General features: G+C 71.2%; 20 protein-coding genes. 15 read left to right on the plus strand and 5 right to left on the minus strand.

Annotated features, from left to right (window positions below):
- The first annotated feature begins 2 nt into the window (after positions 1–2).
- From MICNX66_RS03700 to MICNX66_RS03735, 8 genes are all read left to right on the plus strand, one after another.
- Positions 3–1154 carry an AMP-binding protein gene (locus MICNX66_RS03700; protein WP_187663342.1) on the plus strand — a complete coding sequence of 384 codons (1152 nt, stop codon included), beginning with the start codon at positions 3–5 and terminating at the stop codon, positions 1152–1154.
- A gap of 105 nt (positions 1155–1259) precedes the next feature.
- Positions 1260–2051, plus strand: a complete 792-nt coding sequence (locus MICNX66_RS03705) for a class I SAM-dependent methyltransferase (RefSeq protein ID WP_187663343.1) — start codon at positions 1260–1262, stop codon at positions 2049–2051.
- Positions 2052–2105: 54 nt separating this feature from the next.
- Positions 2106–3287, plus strand: coding sequence for a sensor histidine kinase (locus MICNX66_RS03710; RefSeq protein WP_187663344.1), 1182 nt, complete (start codon positions 2106–2108; stop codon positions 3285–3287).
- Positions 3284–3919, plus strand: a complete 636-nt coding sequence (locus MICNX66_RS03715) for a response regulator (RefSeq protein ID WP_060922342.1) — start codon at positions 3284–3286, stop codon at positions 3917–3919. The genes MICNX66_RS03710 and MICNX66_RS03715 overlap by 4 nt, the downstream gene beginning before the upstream one ends.
- A gap of 167 nt (positions 3920–4086) precedes the next feature.
- Positions 4087–4848, plus strand: coding sequence for an ABC transporter ATP-binding protein (locus tag MICNX66_RS03720; protein ID WP_136051761.1), 762 nt, complete (start codon positions 4087–4089; stop codon positions 4846–4848).
- Positions 4845–6305, plus strand: a complete 1461-nt coding sequence (locus MICNX66_RS03725) for an ABC transporter permease (RefSeq protein ID WP_187663345.1) — start codon at positions 4845–4847, stop codon at positions 6303–6305. The genes MICNX66_RS03720 and MICNX66_RS03725 overlap by 4 nt, the downstream gene beginning before the upstream one ends.
- An 18-nt stretch (positions 6306–6323) precedes the next feature.
- Positions 6324–6986 (plus strand): 2-phosphosulfolactate phosphatase, encoded by a 663-nt coding sequence (locus MICNX66_RS03730; protein WP_187663346.1) that lies wholly within the window; start codon positions 6324–6326, stop codon positions 6984–6986.
- Between the two features lie 26 nt (positions 6987–7012).
- Positions 7013–7528 carry a DUF3054 domain-containing protein gene (locus tag MICNX66_RS03735; RefSeq protein ID WP_187663347.1) on the plus strand — a complete coding sequence of 172 codons (516 nt, stop codon included), beginning with the start codon at positions 7013–7015 and terminating at the stop codon, positions 7526–7528.
- 31 nt (positions 7529–7559) lie between these two features.
- On the opposite strand, the gene MICNX66_RS03740 is transcribed toward MICNX66_RS03735, so the two are convergent.
- From MICNX66_RS03740 to MICNX66_RS03755, 4 genes are all read right to left on the minus strand, one after another.
- Positions 7560–8048 (minus strand): SprT-like domain-containing protein, encoded by a 489-nt coding sequence (locus MICNX66_RS03740; RefSeq protein ID WP_187663348.1) that lies wholly within the window; start codon positions 8046–8048, stop codon positions 7560–7562.
- A 44-nt stretch (positions 8049–8092) separates the two neighbouring features.
- Positions 8093–8620 carry a hypothetical protein gene (locus MICNX66_RS03745; protein ID WP_187663349.1) on the minus strand — a complete coding sequence of 176 codons (528 nt, stop codon included), beginning with the start codon at positions 8618–8620 and terminating at the stop codon, positions 8093–8095.
- A gap of 81 nt (positions 8621–8701) precedes the next feature.
- Positions 8702–9562, minus strand: a complete 861-nt coding sequence (locus tag MICNX66_RS03750) for a spermidine synthase (RefSeq protein WP_187663350.1) — start codon at positions 9560–9562, stop codon at positions 8702–8704.
- Positions 9563–9593: 31 nt separating this feature from the next.
- Entirely contained in the window at positions 9594–10859 is a 1266-nt protein-coding gene (locus MICNX66_RS03755; protein WP_187663351.1) for an LCP family protein, read from the minus strand.
- A gap of 147 nt (positions 10860–11006) precedes the next feature.
- On the opposite strand from MICNX66_RS03755, the gene MICNX66_RS03760 reads away from it, so the two are divergent.
- Genes MICNX66_RS03760 through MICNX66_RS03780 form a run of 5 tightly spaced genes read left to right on the plus strand, consistent with a single transcriptional unit; the run spans position 11007 to position 16511 of the window.
- Positions 11007–12296: a sugar ABC transporter substrate-binding protein gene (locus MICNX66_RS03760; protein WP_187663352.1), complete on the plus strand. Its 1290-nt coding sequence runs from the start codon at positions 11007–11009 to the stop codon at positions 12294–12296.
- 15 nt (positions 12297–12311) lie between these two features.
- Complete coding sequence (locus tag MICNX66_RS03765) at positions 12312–13286, plus strand: carbohydrate ABC transporter permease (RefSeq protein ID WP_187663353.1); 975 nt, start codon at positions 12312–12314, stop codon at positions 13284–13286.
- Entirely contained in the window at positions 13283–14116 is an 834-nt protein-coding gene (locus MICNX66_RS03770) for a carbohydrate ABC transporter permease (protein WP_187663354.1), read from the plus strand. Before MICNX66_RS03765 ends, MICNX66_RS03770 begins: the two co-directional genes overlap by 4 nt.
- Positions 14113–15621 carry a glycoside hydrolase family 3 protein gene (locus MICNX66_RS03775; protein ID WP_187663355.1) on the plus strand — a complete coding sequence of 503 codons (1509 nt, stop codon included), beginning with the start codon at positions 14113–14115 and terminating at the stop codon, positions 15619–15621. Before MICNX66_RS03770 ends, MICNX66_RS03775 begins: the two co-directional genes overlap by 4 nt.
- A 14-nt stretch (positions 15622–15635) precedes the next feature.
- The gene (locus MICNX66_RS03780) at positions 15636–16511 is read left to right on the plus strand and encodes a MurR/RpiR family transcriptional regulator (protein ID WP_187663356.1); all 876 of its coding nucleotides are present in this window, start codon (positions 15636–15638) and stop codon (positions 16509–16511) included.
- A 10-nt stretch (positions 16512–16521) separates the two neighbouring features.
- Here the strand turns inward: MICNX66_RS03780 and MICNX66_RS03785 are convergent, their stop codons facing one another.
- Positions 16522–17442 carry a sugar kinase gene (locus MICNX66_RS03785; RefSeq protein ID WP_187663357.1) on the minus strand — a complete coding sequence of 307 codons (921 nt, stop codon included), beginning with the start codon at positions 17440–17442 and terminating at the stop codon, positions 16522–16524.
- Positions 17443–17609: 167 nt separating this feature from the next.
- Between MICNX66_RS03785 and MICNX66_RS03790 the strand changes: the two genes are divergently transcribed.
- Together MICNX66_RS03790 and MICNX66_RS03795 are read left to right on the plus strand one after the other, a co-directional pair.
- Complete coding sequence (locus tag MICNX66_RS03790) at positions 17610–19283, plus strand: ABC transporter substrate-binding protein (protein WP_187663358.1); 1674 nt, start codon at positions 17610–17612, stop codon at positions 19281–19283.
- 83 nt (positions 19284–19366) lie between these two features.
- Positions 19367–20371, plus strand: coding sequence for an ABC transporter permease (locus MICNX66_RS03795; protein ID WP_060922593.1), 1005 nt, complete (start codon positions 19367–19369; stop codon positions 20369–20371).
- Position 20372 lies beyond the last annotated feature (1 nt).

A 20372-nucleotide genomic window follows, 5' to 3' on the forward strand; every position in this document is an offset into this window, starting at 1 on the left:
CCGTGACCGCGCTGATCCCGACCGACGCCGAGGACACCACGCTGCTGCGGGAGGCGCTGCTCCGGGCGCTCGACGAGGGACCGGCTCTCGGGTTCGGCATGCTCGCCGATGCTCCGGCGGAGGTGGACGACGGCATCGCCGCAGTGATCGCGACCTCCGGATCCAGCGGCGTCCCGAAGCAGGTGGCGCTGAGCGGCGAGGCTTTGCGGGCGAGCGCGGAGGCCACCGCCGCCCGGATCGGCAGCGGGCGCTGGCTGCTCGCCCTGCCGGCCGGTTACGTCGCGGGGCTGCAGGTGATGGTGCGGTCGATCCTCGCGGGCACGGAGCCGACCCGGATCGAGGGGCGGTTCACGCCGCACGCGTTCGCCGAGGCCACGCGGGGCATGCTGCACGCCACGACCGCCGGTGTCGTCCCCGCGCTCTACACCTCCCTCGTCCCGGCGCAGATCGCGACGTTGCTGGACGCGACAGGGGAGCCGGGGGTGCTCGCGGCACTGCGGGCCTATGAGGCGATCCTCGTCGGCGGGCAGGCACTCCCGGATCCGCTGCGGGAGCGGGCGGCCGACCTCGGGGTCCGTCTCGTGCGGACCTACGGCTCGACGGAGACCAGTGGCGGCTGCGTGTACGACGGCGTCCCGCTCGACACCGTGCACGTCCGCGCCGTCGACGGGGAGCTGCGGATCGCCGGCCCCCTGCTCGCGGAGGGGTATCTCGGGGACCCGGCGCTGACCGCGCGCACGTTCGCCAGGGACGAGCACGGCATCCGCTGGTACCGGACGGGAGACCTCGGTCTCGTCGAGAACGGTGTGGTCCGCGTGCACGGCCGCGCCGACAACGTGATCGTGTCCGGCGGCATCAACATCTCGCTGGACCGGGTGGAGCGGATCGTGCGCTCGGTGCCCGGGCTGCATCAGGCCGTGGTCGTGGGCGTCGACGACGAGCGCTGGGGGGAGGCCTCGGTCATCGTCGCGGCGCGCGGGGAGGCCCTGCGGCGCAGCGAGTCCGAGCAGCTCGCCCAGGCCAGGGAGGCGGTGGCCCGCGAGATCGGCGCCCACGCGCGTCCGTCCCGTTTGATCCTCGTGGACGAGCTCGACGTCCTCTCCTCAGGCAAGCCCGACCGCGAGGCGATCCGCCGCATGGTCGCCTCCCTCTGACCCGTCGACCTACCCCTTTCGCGCCGCCCCGGCCCCATACGGGCGTCCGGAAGGGGCCGGGACACACGCAGAGGGGTGGGTCGACAGGAGTGCCAGACTGAGCGCATGGCCTCGTACACGCATGGACACCACGAATCCGTCCTCCGCTCGCACAGTGTGCGGGACATCGCGAACTCGGCGGCGTATCTGCGACCGCACCTCACGGCCGAGACCCGGCTCCTCGACGTGGGGGCGGGGCCCGGATCCATCACGGTGGACTTCGCGGGAGTGGTCGCGCACGTCACCGCGACCGAGATCGACGACGCCGCACTGTCCCTCTCGCGTGACCTCGCCGCGGCGCAGGGAGTTGCGAACATCGCCTTCTCCATCGAGGACGTGCACGCGCTGAGCTTCGCCGACGACTCCTTCGACGTCGTGCACGCGCACCAGGTGTTGCAGCACGTCGCCGATCCGGTGCAGGCGCTGCGGGAGATGCGTCGGGTCGCGAAGCCCGGGGGACTGGTCGCCGCTCGCGACGCCGACTACGCGGGCTTCCTGTGGTTCCCTGTCCTGCCGGAGCTCGACCGCTGGCTCGCGCTGTACCGCGCCGCCGCCCGGGCGAACGGCGGAGAGCCGGACGCCGGGCGCCGCCTGCTGTCCTGGGCGCGGGCGGCGGGCTTCGAGGACGTCTCGGCAACCGCGTCGACCTGGTGCTACGCGACCTCGTCCGAGCGCGCCTGGTGGGGCGGGATGTGGGCCGACCGCATCCTGGAGTCGGCGCTCGCGCGGCAGCTCGTGGACCAGGGCATGGCCACGCGCGCCGATCTGCAAGAGATCAGCGACGCCTGGAAGCGCTGGGCCGACGACGGCGACGGCTGGTTCCTGGTGCCGCACGGGGAGATCCTCGCCCGCGCCTGACGGATACATCCCGCGACGGATGCCAGTACCCGGGCGCTCGCGTAGCGTGGGGGAGTGATCCGTCCGCTGTCCCGTACCGGCCTCGTCCTCGACATCGTCGGGGCGGTGCTGCTGTTCGCGCTCCTGACGCCGCTCGGGGTCGTGTTCTACGCCCCGCAGCCCGAGCTGGCCGGCTCGTCCGCGGTGAACGTCATCGGGCTGATCTCGTCGTCGGTGTTCCTGTTCGGCGGGGTGGCGATCGGACGCCTCGCTCCCGGTCTCGCGCTCGCCGCCGCCTGGGCCGGAGCCATCGTGCAGATGCTCGCCGGCTTCGGACCGCTGCCGACCGACTTCGCGATCCTCCTCGTGCTGTACGCGACGTCCGCGTGGGGGTCGCGCCGCGTGCTCTGGTGGGGGTTCGGCTCCGTCATCGTGGGCGGCATCGTCGCTTCGCTGTACCTGGTCTTCGTCGGGGGCGTCGCGTTCGGCTCCGGCAGCGGGTGGGAGCTCGTGACCGGCGGCACTCTGCTCGTGGCGGCCTCGATCATGGCGCTCGGGTTCGCGTGGGTGTGCGGCCTCCTCTGGCGGGTCGTGCTGCGCAACCGGCGCACGCGCTCGGCGCAGCTGCAGGCCGAGGCCCTGGCCGCCGAGGAGCAGGAGCGGGTGCGCATCGCGCGGGACATGCATGATGTGGTCGCCCACTCGCTCGCGGTCGTCATCGCTCAGGCCGACGGCGCGCGCTACGCCGCGGCGGTGAAGCCGGAGATCGCGACGGAGGCCCTCGGCACGATCGCGCAGACCGCCCGCGGAGCCCTGAGCGACGTGCGGATGCTCCTCACCCAGCTCCGCCATCGGCAGGGGGACGGTCCGCAGCCGACCCTCGCCGACCTCGAGACGCTGTTCGCCCAGGTACGCCAAGCCGGCATCGAGCCGCGGGTCACGGTCGACCCGATGCCTCCGGGGGAGCCACCGGGGGCGATCCAACTCGCCGTCTACCGGATCCTCCAGGAGGCGTTGACGAACGCGATCCGCCACGGCGACGGCGCGGTGGACGTGCATCTCGCGTGGCTCCCCGATCGCGTGGACATCGAGGTGCGCAACGCCATCTCGCCGGAGTCGACGCCGGGCGCGCCCGGGGGACACGGTCTGATCGGCATGCGCGAGCGGGCGCAGCTCGTGGGCGGTAGTCTGCAAGCCGAGCGCCGTGGTGCGCAGTTCGTCGTCCAGAGCAGCCTTCCGATCGGAGCCCCGCAGTGATCAGAGTCGTGCTCGTCGACGACCAGGCGCTGTTCCGTGCAGGTATCCGCATGCTCGTGGCCTCCCAGCCGGACCTCGAGGTCGTGGGGGAGGCGGGGAACGGGCAGGAGGCGCTCGCCGTGGTCGCCGCGACCCGGCCCGACGTGGTCCTCATGGACATCCGGATGCCGGTGATGGACGGGCTGACCGCGACCGCCGAGATCCTGTCCCGTCCGGAGCCCCCGCGCATCGTCATGCTCACCACGTTCGACCTCGACGAGGCGGCGGCGCGGGCGATCCGGCAGGGGGCGAGCGGCTTCCTCCTCAAAGACGCCGATCCGGAATTCCTGCTCGCGGCGATCCGGACGGTGCACGCGGGGTCGAGCGTCATCGCGGCGTCGGCGACCCGCGAGCTGTTCGAGCACTTCGCGGAGGCTCCGAAGCCGGTACCCCCGCAGTATGCCGAGTTGACGGAGCGGGAGCGGGAGATCTTCGCGCTCGCCGCCCGGGGCCTCTCGAACGCCGAGATCGCCGCGCGGGAGTTCCTCAGCGAGGCCACGGTGAAGACGCACATCAGCCGCATCCTCACGAAGCTCGCGCTCCGCGACCGTGTGCAGCTCGTCGTGTTCGCGTTCGAGCACGGCCTCGCCTGACGTCGACCCACCCCCTTCTGTTCGACCCGGCCCTTTGCGGCGGGCCGTAGAGGGGTGGGTCGAACGCACGCGGGTGGGTCGAGGGGAGGGGGATCATCCTCCCGATGTATCGGGATGCTCCCGGAGGGCGACGCGGGGGGACCGGGCGCGGAAATAGCGTCGGAAGCATGGAGATCACGACCACCGACCTCGGGCTCGCCGCCCGCGTCCAGCACCTGAAGAAGACCTACGGTTCGGGCGAGGGCACCGTCCGCGCGCTCGACGATGTGAGCGTCGGCATCCGCCGCGGACAGTTCACCGCCATCATGGGCCCGTCCGGATCCGGCAAGTCCACCCTCATGCACATCATGGCCGGCCTCGACAGCCCGACGGAGGGGCGGGCGTGGATCGGCGACACCGAGATCACCGGCCTCGGCGACCTCGACCTGACGATCCTGCGCCGCCGCCGCGTCGGGTTCATCTTCCAGGCGTTCAACCTCGTCCCCACGCTCGACGCCCTCGGCAACATCCTGCTGCCGTTCGAGCTCGACGGCCGTCGGCCCAGCGCCATCGAGCGGGCACGGATCGACGGTCTCATCGAGACGCTCGGCCTCGGCAAGCGCCTCGGGCACCGGCCGCACCAGCTCTCGGGCGGACAGCAGCAGCGCGTCGCGATCGCCCGCGCCCTCGCCACCGCCCCCGACCTGGTGTTCGCGGACGAGCCCACGGGCAACCTCGACTCCCAGACCGGACGGGAGGTGCTGCGCCTGCTCGCCTCCGCCAGCCGGGAGCACGGCCAGTCCATCGCGATGGTCACGCACGACGCGATCGCGGCCAGCCATGCCGATCGGGTGCTCTACCTCGGCGATGGGCGCATCGTCGCAGACCACCCGCGGCAGACCGCGGAGCAGATCTCCGCCTACATGCTCGCCGCGGAGGTGTCGGCATGACCGCGCTCACCACGGTCGTCCCGGAGACGCGGACGACCGGACCCCGGCTGGCCTGGCTCCGCGACCGCGGCATGGGCGCGAGCGTCCTCGTCGCCGCGCTGTCGTCGGCGTTCGGGGTGTTCCTCGTCGAGATCACGGCCTACATCGGCGCCGTCCTCCAGGCCGATCCGTTCATCGGCGACAGCGGCACGCTCGCGGTCGTCGTCGCGATCCTGTCGGTGCTGCTCACGGCGGTGGCGATGTACGTGGCGGCGATCGTCACGGCGAACACGTTCTCGACGATCATCGCGGGACGCACGCGGCAGATCGCGCTGATGCGTCTCATCGGGGCGACGGCGCGATCGCAGCGGGCGCAGGTCGGCCGGCAGGGCCTCGTCGTCGGGCTCCTCGGAGCAGGGCTCGGGCTGCTCGCCGGCCTCCTCCTCTCCGCGGCCGCCGTGCAGCTCGGCGGACAGCTCGTCGCCACCGCGCCGTCGTCCTTCTCGCTCGCGCAGCCCGCTCTCGCCCTTCCGGCGGTCGGCGTCGCGCTCACCACGTGGGCCGCCGCATGGGTGGGCTCCCGCCGCGTCCTCGCGGTGACCCCCCTGCAGGCTCTGGGCGGCGCGGTGGAGCGCACGCGCGACGAGGTCTCCGGGGGGAAGGGCCGCCATGTCGGGGCCTGGGTGCTGTTGATCTCCGGCGCTGCTCTGCTCGCGGGCGGGGTCGTCCTCGGCCTCGTCACGCCGCTCGGGGTCGTGGTCGCGTTCTTCGGCGGCATCCTCTCCTTCACCGGGCTGGCCCTGGGGTCCGTGCTGTTCATGCCGCCGGTGCTCCGGCTCGTGGGGCGGATGTTCGGGTCGAGCGCGACCGCCCGTCTCGCGGCCGAGAACGCCCTGCGGTACCCGGAGCGGTCGTCGCGGATGGCCATCGGCGTCGTCATGGGCGTGACCCTGGTGACGATGTTCGCGGTGGCGCTGGAGTCGTCGAAGCGCCTCATGACGAGCCAGACCACGGAGGAGATCCCGGCCGAGTTCTTCGCGCCCTACGACGCCTTCGCGGCGATCATGATGGTGCTCGTCGCGGTCTCCGCGGTGATCGCGGCGGTCGGCCTCGTCAACCTCCTCACCATCGGCGTCGTGCAGCGTCGTCGCGAGCTGGGGCTGCTGCGCTCGATCGGCCTGTCCAACCGGCAGGTGCGCCGCATGGTGCTGCTGGAGGCGACGCACATCACGGTGGCAGCCACCCTCACCGGGCTCGTGCTCGGGGTGCTCTACGGGTGGATCGCGGCCCAGTCGCTGCTGGGCTCCGTGCCGGTCCTGCCGGAGTTCACGCCCGCAGGGCTGATCGCTCCGCAGGTGCCGTGGCTCCCCGTGGTGATCATCGTCGCCGCGACGGCGCTCCTCACCCTCGTGGCCGCCGCGACGCCCACCCGGTTGGCGACCAGGGTGGCTCCGGTCGAGGCGCTCGCCGCCGACTGACGGCTCTAGGCTGGACGGATGCCGTCGCCGTTCGATCAGTCCCCGTACCAGGTCCGACTCGACTGGGGGGTGTCAGGGCTCGCCCGCCTCGCCCCGGCCGACGTCGTCGTGGTGATCGACGTCCTCCGGTTCTCCTCGACGGTCGTCGACGCGGTGGCCACGGGAACGGACGTCGACCTCTCGACAGCCCTCGGATGGTCGCGGAACGGGGCGGCGGTGGCCGATGCCGCCGCCTCGACCGGGGCCACCGTCCTGCTGGGCGCGATCCGCAACGCCGGTGCCGTGGCCAGGGCCGTGCAGATCGAGCAGGAGCGCCGGCAGGGCCGCACCTCGGTGGCACTCATCCCGGCGGGGGAGCTCGACGCCGCGGGGGAGCTGCGCGTCGCGGTGGAGGACCAGCTCGGGGCCGGCGCGATCGCCGCGGCTCTGACCGATCTCGGCATCGACCACACGGCGCCGGACGCGGCCGTGGCAGCGGAGGGCTTCCGTGCCCTGCGGCGCGCGGTGAAGCACCTGATCGGGGCGACGGGTTCCGGACGCGAGCTGCAGGCCGGCGTCCCGGCCACCGATCGGATCCGGGCCGCCGGACTGGAGCCGACCAGCACCGCCGACGCGGCCGTCCTCGATGCCGCGGACACCGTCCCCGTCCTGCGCGACGGGCGGTTCACGCGCTACGAGTGAGCGCGCCTTCCGCGTAGGGTCGAGGAATGAGGTTCCTCCCCGCTCTCCTCGTCGACGCCGTCCTCGTCCTCGTCTTCGCCGCCATCGGCCGGGCCTCCCACCAGGAGGACCCGGCGGGGTTCCTTCTCACGGCCTGGCCCTTCCTCGTCGCCCTGCTGCTCGGGCACGCTGTCGCGGCGCTGCTCCCCGGGCGCCCGCGTCGGCCGTGGTCGCTGCCGTGGGGCGCGGTGGTCTGGGCGGTGACGGTCGTCGGCGGCATGCTGCTGCGGCTGCTCAGCGGAGACACCGCGGAGCTGCCCTTCATCATCGTGGCGACGCTCGTGCTCGGCGTGTTCCTGCTCGGCTGGCGTGGGCTCACCGCGCTCGTCCGTCGCCGACGCGTGACCGCGGCGGCTGCGACGGCGGAGGACTCCGCCGTGCCCGCTCCGGAGGCCGCACCGGTCGCCGAAGAGGTGGCGACGGATGATGAGGCGCACACGCCCGATGAGGAGAACCGATCCGCCTCCGATGAGCAGGCCCGTCCCGGCGGCCCGTCGGCCTGACACGGCTCCGCTCGCGCCGCTCCGGCAGGACTCAGCGCGGCGCCTGCGCCGCGAGCCGGGCGTCGGTGGTGATCTCACGACGCGTCCAGGCGAACAGATGTTGCGCGTCGAATGTGCGGGAGCACCGGGCGCAGGACGTGGCTCGCGTCGGGCGCCGGTGGCGGTACGTGACGTGTCCGGCCGGGCATCGCCCCACCCAGGGGGCGAGCTCGACCGCGGTCTCCCCGTGATGCGTCGTACCGCCGACGTAGCCCAGGTCGCGCGCCACGCGCTTCCACGCCGGACCGTGCGCCGCCTTGTGCCCGGCGAGCGCGTGCGCGACCTCGTGCAGCAGCACCTGATGGATGTCGTCGTCCTCGAAACGGGCGGCGAGGTACCGCGACACGGTGATGCGCTTGCGCGTGTAGTCGCACTGCCCGGCGCGACGCTTGGCATGGTCGAAGTCGAACGACCAGCTGTCGTCGAGATGCAACCGGATCAGTGCCTCGCCCCAGACGCGCACGCGGTCAAGTTCCGCCATGCGCTCAGGCTAAGGCATGCCGCGGACACTCAGGCGCATCGGCGTCAGCCCGCGACGAGCTGCGCCGGACGACGACGCTCCACGGCTTCGATGGCCAGCAGCACCGTCTCGAGCTCGCGGTCCTCGGCGCCGGACTCGCGCCGCAGGAACAGCGACTGCTTGAAGCTCTCCCGCGCGGTCTCGTAGTCTCCCGCATCGTAGGCGTTCTTGCCGTGGTGCTGGTAGGCGAACGCGGCGATCGACAGCCAACGCTGGCCCTCGGCCTCCGTGGCGCAGGTGGCCAGCTCCTGCTCGGCGGCGGCGTGGGCCCCGCGGTACTGCAGGATCGTGGCGTGGAGCACGCGGGCGCGGAGCACGTCCTTGCGCGTGCCGGCCATGCGGGCCTGCCGCACCGCCTCGTCGGCGAGGACGAGGGCGTCGTCGAGGCGACCGAGCACCTTCAGCAGCCACACGCGCTCGAGCAGGGCGGGAAGGCTCCGCTGCTCCTCGATCTCGTCCAGGCGGGCGGCGCACTCATCGAGGTCGACGCGTTCGCGGAGGCTCTCCTGGTCGTATCCCCGGATCAAACTCATTGCTCTCCTTCCGCGCGTCCCCGCGACTGTCCCCGTCCAGTCTGCCTGCCGCTTCCGCGCTCCTCGGGGCGGCGCGCCCGGTCAGCGCAGGAACAGCGACGCATCCGGGCGCGGGGAGGCGACCGCGTCGGCATCGGTGACGATGCGGGCCCCCTGGAGGAAGGCGCGGGCCTCGTCCCCCTGGGCGATCTTCGCGGGGTGCGGGCCGGCGGCCAGCATCCGTGGCAGCCACTCCGTCGGCAGCGGCGCGGCGGATGCCGCCACCACGAGATTGCCGAAGCGGCGGCCCTTGAGCACCTGGGTGTCGGCGAGGATGCCGATCTCCGGAAGGACCTCGGCGATCGTCGCGGCCTGTCGACGGGCGAACGAGAGACCGGGGCCGTCGGCGACGTTGACCAGCAGCACCCCGCCGGGCGCGAGCAGCGCGGCGAGCTCGCGGTAGAACTCCACGCTCGTGAGGTGGGCGGGGGTCTGCGCGCCCGAGTACACGTCGGAGACGACGAGATCGCAGGCGGCGTGCAGGGCGGCCGGGAGCTTGCGGACTCCCTCCCTGGCATCGCCGATGCGCAGGCGGATCGCCGCCCCCTTCGGCAGCGGGAGGTGCTCGCGGACGAGCTGGACGAGCGGGGCCTCCAGCTCGATGACCTGCTGACGGGACCCCGGCCGCGTCGCGTCGATGTAGCGGGGGATCGTCAGGGCGCCGGCGCCGAGGTGGACGGCGGTGAGCGGTCCGGGGCGGAGCTGGTCGATCACGGCGCCCATCCGCACGATGTACTCGAAGTGCAGGTGGGTGGGGTCGTCCAGATCGACATGGGACTGCGGGGTGTCGTCGACCACGAGCTCGAAGCCGCTCGTGAACTCGGAGGGGAGGATGCGGGCGATGCCGCCGTGGTCGAGACGGGTCTGCGGGTGCTCGGCATCCCGTGATCGCGTCCGTCCCATGTCGTCGAGCCTACGCCGCGCCCGCCTCGGGTCAGCGCTGGTTGCCCACCGCGCAGGTCTCCTGCTCGAGGGTCTGGCCCGAGACCTCCGGCGGGAGGGTCGCGCGGGCATCCGGCGTTGCGGTCGCCTCGGGACCGGGGTCCGACTCCGGGGCCGTGGGCGCCGTGGGAGCGGGGGTGACGAGCTCCACGCCGCGGTGCGTCGTCACGTCTCCGGTGAGCTGCAGCGGTTTGCCGGCCCGCACCGCATCCCAGAGCGCGGCGGCGGCGTCCTCGTCGGGCACGACCTTGTCGTCGTCGAACGGGTCGACGACGTTCGGGTACTGCACGAAGGCGAAGTCGCCGAACCTCACGTCCTTGAGAGCGAGGGCGAGCTGCGCCAGCCGCAGCGGGTCGGCGAGCTCGTCGCTGGGGTCGATGTTGTCGGCGATGGCGTTCGTCAGCCGCAGGACCTTGGGGATGTCGGTCAGCGTCTCCTCGCTCAGCACCTTCTTGGCCAGTCGCGACATGTACTGCTGCTGATTGGAGATGCGGGCGAGGTCGCTCTCGTCCCCCACGCCGTGCCGGGTGCGGATGAACTGGAGCGCCTCCACGCCCGAGACCGTCCGCATGCCCGCCGGCCAGTCGATGCCCGTGTGGCGGTCGCGGATGCCGTCGCCGGCGATGCAGACCTCGACCCCGCCTATCGCATCGGTGACGGCCATGACGCCGTCGAAGCTGATCTTGGCGGCGAACTCCACGGGGATGTCACCCAGTTCGCTCACGGTCTTCGCGATACAGGAGAGGCCGGCGTGCTCGAACAGCGAGTTCATCGATGCCTTCTCCATCGCCGACGCGACGGAGCCGTCCTCACGGGTGCACTCCGGCACGGGCACGCCGAGGTCGCGGGGGAGGGAGACGACGGTCACGTTCCGCGGGGCGGCGGAGACGTGCACGAGGAGGTTCACGTCGTTCCGACTGAGGCCGTCCGCCTCGGCGCAGCGCTCATCGAAGAGCGCGGTGGCCTTCGGGCCGCATTCGTCCGTGCCCACGATGAGGATGCTGAAGGCCTTGTCGTCGGGATACGCGCCGAGGGTGGGCGGGTCGACCTGCGGTGCACCCTCCAGGGTGACGGCCCCGTCGCCCACGCGGTTGAAGACGTCCCAGACGAGGAACCCGGCGACCGCCGCGGTCGAGACGAGCACCACGGCGAGTCCGATCCCGAGCCCGCGGAGCACGCGGGACGCGCGTCCGCGTGCAGGGTGCGGGGCATGCCGGGGGAGTGGGCGGCGGTCGGCGTCAGATCCACGTCGGGGCATGCGGGGAGCCTACCCCGGAGGCCTGATGTTACGGCGGTGTGACGATTCTGGGAGGAACTTGCAGGGAATTAGTTAGTCGTGAATACTTTTTCCTATCCCCGGTACGCACCCGATGCACACCTGGACTTTCAAAGAGGAGATCCCCCCATGCACAAGCGCATTCTTCCGGCGGTGGCGCTCGGCGCCGTCGCCACGATCGCTCTGGCCGGCTGTGCCGGCGGCAGCGGTGACAACGGCTCGACCAACGGCGAGGGCCAGGAGCTGACCGTCTGGATCATGAAGGGGACCAACCCCGACGCGACCGCCTTCTACGACAAGGTCTCGGAGGCCTTCGAGGAGGAGACCGGTGCGAAGGTCACCATCGAGGAGATCCAGTGGGCCGACGCCCACGACCGCTTCGTGACCTCGATCGCCGGGAGCACGACCCCGGACATCGCCGAGACCGGCACCACCTGGACCGCGGAGTTCGCCGACGCCGGCGCGCTCCTCCCGCTCGACGAGTACGTCGACGCGGAGGACGGCCTGCGCGACGACCTCGTCGAGGGCCTCGCCGTCGCCGGCACCTACGACAAGGAGCTGTACGGCATGCCGTGGTACGCCGGCGTCCGCTCCATCGTCTACCGCACCGACGTGTTCGAGGAGCTCGGTCTCGAGGCTCCGAAGACCTGGGACGACATCGTCGCCGCGGGTGAGGCCATCAAGGCCGCCAAGCCCGACATGCTGCCCTTCCCCGTCGCGGGCGACGCCGAGTTCCAGGTCTACCCCTGGGTCTGGGGCGCCGGCGGCGAGATCGCCACGAAGGACGGCGACACCTGGACCAGCGAGCTCGACAGCGCCGAGTCGCAGGCCGGCATCGAGTTCTACACGGGTCTGGCCACCGAGCACGGCTTCTCGTCGGCCGGTGCGACCACGTGGAAGGAGACCGACCTCCGGGACGCCTTCACGCAGGGCAACGTCGCGATGATGCTCTCCGGCTCCTGGACGCCGAACGCCCTCATCGAGGCCAACCCCGAGCTCGAGGGCAAGATCGGCGCCGCCGTGATCCCCGGCCAGGACGGCGGCATCGCGCCCTCCGTGCTCGGCGGCTCGCACCTGTCGGTCTTCAACACCACGGAGAACGCCGACCTCGCGTGGGAGTTCGTCAAGCTCATGACCACCGGTGAGTTCGCCGAGCAGTGGTCCGACGAGACCGGCTACTTCCCGGGCGTCCAGTCCGCGATGGAGGAGGCCCTCGCCTCGACCGACCCGCTCGTCGCACCGTTCGCCGAGCAGATGGTCGACGGCGGCGCGTCCGTCCCGGTCACGCCGAACTTCGGCGCCGTGCAGGCGAAGAAGACCACCAACGCCATGATCCAGGCCATCCTCAGCGGGCAGAAGGACGTCGCGACCGCGACGAAGGACGCCGCTGCCGAGATGACCCAACTGCTCAACCAGTAAGGAACCATTCCTTCCATGTCGATGGTGCAAGCGCCACTGCCGGCCACGAAGGCGGAGCCCTCCTCCGCCTCCGTGGCCGGCGGCCGGAAGCGTCGGGGTCTCTCGATCGTCACGGCCCGCCCCTGGCTCCTCCTCGCCCCCGGGCTGATCATCCTCGCGGGGCTGATGCTCTGGCCGCTCGTGCAGGTGTTCCTCTACTCGCTGCAGGACTACGGTCTGCGCGAGATCAACACCGGTGAGAGCAACTGGATCGGGCTGGACAACTACGCCGAGGCGCTCACCAATCCGACCCTGTGGACGGTGGTGCTCCCCAACACGGTCGGCTTCGCGGCCGTCGCGGTGTTCACCACCGTCGCACTCGGAACCCTCGTGGCGCTGCTGCTGGCGCGGCTGGGCACCGTGTGGCGCACCATCGTCTCCAGCTGCATCATGGTCGCGTGGGCGATGCCCGCCGTGACCGGCACGTACGTCTGGACCTTCATCTTCGATGCCGACCGCGGCATCTTCAACAGCGTCCTGCAGGACCTCGGCCTCATCGACGGTCAGGTCAACTGGTTCACCAACCAGTGGTCGTTCTACGCGATCGTGCTGCTGAACGTCGTCCACCACGGCTTCCCGTTCGTGGCCATCACCGTGCTCGCCGGCCTCCTGGGCGTCTCGAAGGAGATGCTCGAGGCCGCGGCGCTCGACGGGGCCGGCGCGTGGCGCCGCTTCTGGAAGATCATCTTCCCGACGCTCAAGCCCGTCTTCTCCGTCGTCATCATCCTGTCGACGATCTGGGACTTCAAGGTCTTCGCGCAGGTCTACCTCATGCCCGGCGGCAGCGGCGGCAACCGTCAGGTGCTCAACCTCGGCGTGTGGTCGTACGTGGAGTCGTTCGGTCAGAACCGCTACGGGTTCGGCGCCGCGCTCGCGGTGCTGCTGACCCTCGTGCTGATCGGCATCACGATCGTCTACATCCGCTCCCTCATGAAGGAGGACGAGCTGTGAACCCCCGCCCCAGGCTCCGGTCGCGCATCGGACTCGGCATCGGCGTCGCCGCCGTCCTCATCTTCACGCTGTTCCCCGTCTACTGGATGGTCTCCAGCGCGTTCGACGGCAAGGCCTCCAGCGGTGGGCAGTCGCTCCTCCCGCAGGAGTTCACGTGGGACAACTTCGCCTTCGTGCTCACCGAGGGCGGCTTCGGCACCTACCTGCGCAACTCCGCCATCGTGGCCCTCGTCACGGTGCTCGTCAGCGCGATCGTCTGCCTGCTCGCGGCGGTCGCCGTGGCGCGGTTCCGCTTCAAGTTCCGCACCACGGTCCTGATGATGATCCTCGTGGTGCAGATGGTGCCGCTCGAGGCCCTGGTCATCCCGCTGTTCCTCCAGGTGAAGAGCCTCGGCCTGCTGAACAGCATCATCGGCCTCATGGTGGTCTACGTGGCGCTGTCGCTCGCGTTCGGCATCTGGATGCTGCGCGGCTTCGTCGCGGCCGTCCCGGTCGAGCTCGAGGAGGCCGCCTACATCGACGGCGCGAGCTGGTGGCGGATGTTCCGCTCCATCCTGCTGCCCCTGGTGATGCCCGGCCTCGTCGCGACGAGCATCTTCAGCTTCATCACGGCGTGGAACGAGTTCATCTTCGCCATGACGATCCTCGGCGCGCAGACCGACCAGTACACGGTCTCGATCGGGCTCAAGTCGTTCTTCGGCCTGTACTCGAACGACTGGGGCAGCATCATGGCCGCCTCCACGATCATCACCGTGCCCGTCATGATCTTCTTCGTCATCGTGCAGCGCCGGCTCTCCGCCGGCATGGTCGCGGGAGCGGTGAAGGGATGACCGACGAGCTCGAGCGCCTCGCGAACGGCGTGCTCTGGCCCGGGTTCCTCGGCACCACGGCGCCCGCCTGGCTCGTGGAGGAGCTGCGCGACGGCCTGGCCGGAGTCGTGTACTTCGGACAGAACGTGGGAGAGGGACTGCCCGCGCTGAGTGCGCAGATCCTCGACGCGAACCCCGACGCCCTGATCGGCGTGGACGAGGAGGGCGGCAGCGTCACGCGGCTGGAGTCCGGGAGCGGCTCGACCCTTCCCGGCGCCGCGCAGCTCGGTGCCCTCGACGACGTGGTCGCGTCGGAGCGGACCGGCGCGGAACTCGCCCGTCGCGTGCGCGCCGTCGGTGCGAACGTGGTGCTCGGTCCGGTCGCCGACGTCAACACCGACCCGCGCAACCCCGTCATCGGCGTACGCTCGTTCGGATCCGACGAGGCGCTGGTGACGCGCCACGTCGTCGCCACGGTCGACGGCATCCAGGACGGCGGCGTCGCCGCGTGCGTCAAGCACTTCCCCGGTCACGGCGACACCCACCTCGACTCGCATCACGCGCTTCCCGAGATCGCGCTCGACGTGGCCGAGTACGAACGCGTGCACCTCGAGCCGTTCCGGGCGGCCGTCGAGGCGGGCGTCGACGCGATCATGACCGCGCACATCGTCGTCCCCGCGTGGGGCGCGCAGCCGGCGACCCTCAACCCGCGTGTGCTCGGCATGCTGCGGGAGTGGGGCTTCCGGGGCGTCATCATCACCGATGCGCTGGACATGGCCGCGATCCGCGAGACCGTCGGGCTGGGAGGAGGCGCCGCCCTCGCTCTGGCCGCCGGCGCCGACCTCCTGTGCATCGGAAACCCGACCAACCCCGGCGACGCCGCCCTTCCCGACCAGGACCGCCGCGACTTCCTCGCCGCCCGCGACGGGATCGTGGCCGCGCTGCGTGACGGCTCGCTCTCCCGGGAGCGCGTCGAGGAGGCCGCCGCGCGGGTGTCGGCCCTCGCCACCCGGCTGCGCACGAGCGATGCCTCGGACGAGGAGATCGCCGCGTTCGACGCCGCCGAGATCGTCCGTCGGTCCGTGTCCCTCGCCGGCGACACCCCCGAGGCCGCGACTGCCCTGGCGGTGATCGACGCCCGACGTCGCTCGACGCTCGCGGTGGACAGCGCCGCCGCGTACGTCGCGGAAGCGCTCGCGGGAGACGGCATCCGGGTGCGGCTGGACGTGGCGTCACGCCCCGTGGCCGAGCAGGATGCCGTGATCGACGAGGTCGCCGCGGCGACCGGCACGACGGTCGTCCTCGTGGACCGGCCGGATGCGGAGCCGGCGCAGCGCGCACTCATCGAGCGGGCCGCGCTCCGGGATCCGGGAGCGGTCGTGGTGAACGTCGGCCTGCCCGTACAGGAGCCGCTGCCGCTGCCCACCATCGAGGTCGGTGCCGCCAGCCGGCTCGGCGCTCAGACCGCGCGGGACGCGCTCCTCGGCCGCTTCGTGCCCCGACAGAGGACGACCGCCGCCGGTTGAGACGGGATCAGCGCATGGACGACGACGTTCTGGCCGTGGTGCGACGCTCCCTCCCCAAGCTCAGCGCGGCGGAGGGACGCGTCGCCGAGAGGATCCTCGGGGACCCCACCCTCGTGGTGGACCTCGCGATCAACGACCTCGCGCAGCTCTGCCAGACCTCGCTCTCGACCGTCGCCCGGTTCGCGCAGTCGTTGGGCTACAGCGGCTATCGGGAACTCCGGGTGGCCGTCGCCCGCGCGGTCACCCTCGCACAGGCGCAGCAGGCCCGCTTCGGACTCGATTCCACGGCGATCGACCGTGACGACGGGCCGGCCGCGATCGCCGCGAAGCTCGCGGCGCAGGAGATCGACGCGATCGAGAAGACGGCACGGGCCCTGGACGCGGACGCCCTCGACCGGGTCGCGCGGGCGGTGGTCGTCGCCCGGCACATCGACCTGTTCGGGCAGGCGGCGTCGTCGCTGACCGCCCAGGATCTCCAGCTCAAGCTGTCCCGGATCGGCTGCTCGGTGACCCACTCGGCCGATCCGCACCTCGCGATCACCGCGGCCTCGTTGCGGTCGTCCGCCGACGTGGCGATCGCCTTCTCGCACGGCGGCGAGACGGCCGAGACGGTCCGCGCCCTGGAGGTCGCCCGGGCCGCGGGCGCCCTTGCCGTGGCCGTGACGAGCGCGGCCGACTCCCCGCTCGCGGCCATCGCCGACGTCGTGCTCCTCAGCCAGGCCCAGGAGTCGCCGTTCCGGATGGCCGCTATGTCGAGCCGCATCGCGCAGCTCGCGCTCATCGATGTGCTCTTCGTGCGGATCGTGCAGCACCGGGGCGAGCACGTCGCGGTGTCGCTGCAGCGCACGCACGACGCGGTCCCGCCGCGGCGTGGACGTCACGCGGACTGAGGTCGCCCGGTCAGTCGACGTGGTCCCGCGTGCTGGTGATCGCGCGCGTCGCGATGCGGTGTGCGCGGGCCAGGCTCCCACCCAGGGTCAGACCGGTCAGGACGCCCGCGAGGAAGCCCGCGGCGAACGCGTCGCCCGCTCCGATCGTCTCCACGACCGGTACGTCGAGGGCGTCGCTGGCCGCGCGCTCCGCGCCGTCGAACGCGACGGCACCGGCGGGGTGGGTCACGACCAGGTACCGCGGCTCGGGGAACAGCGTCCGCAGGTCGTCCGGCGCGCTCGTCCCGAACACGGCCTCGGCATCCGGCCGGGTGCAGAAGACGATGTCGGCGCGGTGGGCGAGGTCGGTGAGCAGAGCACGCCCCTCGTCCTCCCGCCCCCGCCACAGCGCGGGGCGCCAGTTGAGATCGAAGCTGACGAGGCGGCCGGGTCGGGGCGCCGCCACCAGGGCCTCCTGGGCGGCGCGTGCGGACGGAGAGAGCGCCGGCGTGATGCCGGAGGTGTGCACGAGGGCTGCCGCGGCGAGCAGCTCCGTCGCCACCGGCGACTCCAGCGAACCCGGTGACAGCGCCGCCGCGGCCGACCCCGCACGGTAATAGTGCATGGTCCCGTCCACGGCGCCGTCCGTCCGCGGCGAGAGCTCCTTGACGTAGAGCCCCGTCGGCGCGACCGGGTCGACCTCGACGGCGCGGTCGTCGACCCCGTGCGCACGGAGCTCGGCGGTGAGGAACCGTCCGAACCCGTCGTCCCCGACGCGGGACACGACCGCGGTCCGGATGCCGGCGGAGGCGAGTGCGATCGCGGTGTTCCACTCCGCCCCGGCGAGGGAGCGGTGGAACGTGCGGCAGGTCTCGAGCGGCCCGGCGGTGGCGGAGACGAGGGCGACCAGGCCCTCGCCCAGGCACACGACGAGGGGAGTGGTGTCCGGCACGTTCTGGACATTACCGGATCGACGGCGGCCCCGCGTCGATACCGGATCGCAACATCGGACTCTTGGCATCCGCCGGGCCGCTGGGTACCTTCGAGGAATCACCGTCTCCGCGGCGACGATGCCCGGAGACGCGCAAGGAAGCGCCCGACAGGGAAGGTCATACACACATGCACCAGTCAGCCATGCCTCGGCGAGGACTCGCCGCCGTCACCGGAGCGACCATCGCCGCTCTCGCACTCGCCGGATGCGTCGCCAGCGAGCGCGGGGACAACGGGTCGGAAGGATCGGGTGACGTCGACGGCACCTTCGTCTTCGCCGCCTCCTCGGATCCCGCGAGCCTCGACCCGGCGTTCGCGCAGGACGGCGAGACCTTCCGCGTCTCCCGCCAGATCTTCGAGGGTCTGGTGGGCACGGAACCCGGCACGGCCGACCCGGCACCGCTGCTGGCGGAGTCGTGGGAGTCGTCCGAGGACGGCATGTCCCACACCTTCGCGCTGAAGGAGGGCGTGACCTTCCAGGACGGCACCCCGTTCAACGCCGAGGCCGTCTGTGCCAACTTCGACCGCTGGTACAACTGGACCGGTCTCGCCGCCTCCGAGGCCTTCGGGTACTACTACAACAAGCTCTTCAAGGGCTACGCCTCCAACCCGGAGGACGCGGTCTACAAGTCGTGCACGCCGGACGGCGACAACTCCGTCACCATCGAGCTGAACAAGCCGTTCGCCGGCTTCATCGCCTCGCTGTCGCTGCCGGCCTTCGGCATGCAGAGCCCCTCGGCGATGCAGGAGTTCGGCGCTGACGAGGTCGGCGGCACCGCCGAGGCCCCGCAGCTCTCCGAGTACGCCATGGGACACCCGGTCGGCACCGGCCCCTACCAGTTCGAGGAGTGGGCACCGGGCGAGCAGGTCACGCTCAAGGCCTACGACGACTACTGGGGCGAGGCCGGCCAGATCGACGAGATCATCTTCCGCACCATCGACGACCCGACGGCCCGTCGCCAGGCGCTCGAGTCGGGTTCCATCGACGGCTACGACCTCGTGGGCCCCGCCGACACGAAGGCGCTGGAGGAGGACGACTTCACCATGGTGTCGCGTCCCCCGTTCACGATCCTCTACCTCGCCTTCAACCAGGCGATCCCGGAGCTGCAGGACCCGAAGGTGCGTGAGGCGCTGTCCTACGCGATCGACAAGGACGCCCTCATCAGCCAGGTCCTCCCGGAGGGCACCGAGAAGGCGACGCAGTTCGTCCCGCCGGTGGTCAACGGCTACAACGACGAGGTCACGACCTACGACTACGACCCGGAGAAGGCCAAGGAGCTCCTCGCGGAGGCGGGCTACGACGAGGCGAACCCGCTGGCGCTGGACTTCAACTACCCGGTCAACGTCTCGCGTCCGTACATGCCGGACCCCGAGCAGATCTACACCGTCCTGTCGTCGCAGCTCTCCGAGGTCGGCGTGGAGACCACCCCGGTCTCCGAGGAGTGGGTCGAGTACCTCGACCGCACCACCGGCACCGCCGACCACGGCATCCACCTGCTCGGCTGGACCGGCGACTACAACGACACCGACAACTTCGTCGGCGTCTTCTTCGGCCAGAAGAGCTCCGAGTGGGGCTTCGACAACCCGGAGCTGTTCCAGGCGCTGACCGAGGCGCGCGGGGTCTCCAACCTCGACGACCAGACGGCGCTGTACGAGGACATCAACGAGATGGTCGCGGAGTTCATCCCCGGCGTCCCGCTCGCGCACCCGGCGCCGACGCTCGCCTTCGACCCGCGCGTCGAGAGCTACCCCGCCAGCCCGGTGAACGACGAGGTCTTCACGGACATCGTCCTCACGAAGTAGGCCTGACCATTTGATATGCCGAGCCCCGGTTCCGCTCCTGCGGAACCGGGGCACGGCGTACCTTCTGATCGACGGAGAACTCTGTGCTGCGCACCATCGGCAGGCGACTGCTGTTCCTCATCCCCACCCTGTTCGGGCTCAGCATCCTGCTGTTCGCCTGGGTCAGGGCCCTCCCCGGCGGCCCCGCGGTCGCCCTCCTCGGCGAGAAGGCCACCCCGGAGGCCATCGCCAGGGTCAACGAGCTCTACGGCTTCAACAAGCCCCTCATCGAGCAGTACTTCATCTGGGTCACCCGGCTGCTGCAGGGCGACTTCGGTACGTCCATCCAGACCAACCGGCCGGTCACGGAGGAGTTCCTCCGCCGATTCCCCGCGACGATCGAGCTGAGCGTCGCGGCGCTCATCTTCGCCATCGGGGTCGGCATCCCGCTCGGATACTGGGCGGCCCGTCGCCACGGAAAGTTCACCGATCACGCGTCGGTCGTGCTGAGCCTCATCGGCATCACGATCCCGGTGTTCTTCCTCGCCTTCATCCTCAAGTACGTCTTCGCCGTGCAGCTGGGCTGGCTGCCCTCGGACGGTCGGCAGGATCCACGGATCGATGCGACCCATCCCACGGGCTTCTACGTCTGGGACGGCATCATCACGGGGGAGTTCGACGCCGCGTGGGATGCGATCCTCCACCTGATCCTCCCGGCGCTCGCCCTCGGCACCATCCCGCTCGCGATCATCGTCCGCATCACCAGGGCGAGCGTGCTGGAGGTGCAGAACGCCGACTACGTGCGGACGGGGCGGGCGAAGGGCGTGGGCTCCGCCACCCTGCGCAGCCGGTTCATCCTCCGGAACGCCATGCTCCCGGTCATCACGACGATCGGTCTGCAGACGGGACTGCTCATCTCGGGGGCGGTGCTCACCGAGACGGTGTTCGCCTTCCCCGGCATCGGGTCGTTCCTCGCGCGGGCGATCTTCACGCGCGACTTCCCGGTGCTGCAGGGGTTCATCATCTTCATCGCGATCGCCTACGCCCTCATCAACCTGGCCGTGGACGTGTCGTACAGCTTCATCGATCCGAGAGTGAGAGTGCAGTGAT

Origin of the sequence: Microbacterium sp. Nx66 (genome assembly GCF_904066215.1) — a bacterium.
GTDB classification, from domain to species: Bacteria; Actinomycetota; Actinomycetes; order Actinomycetales; family Microbacteriaceae; genus Microbacterium; species Microbacterium meiriae.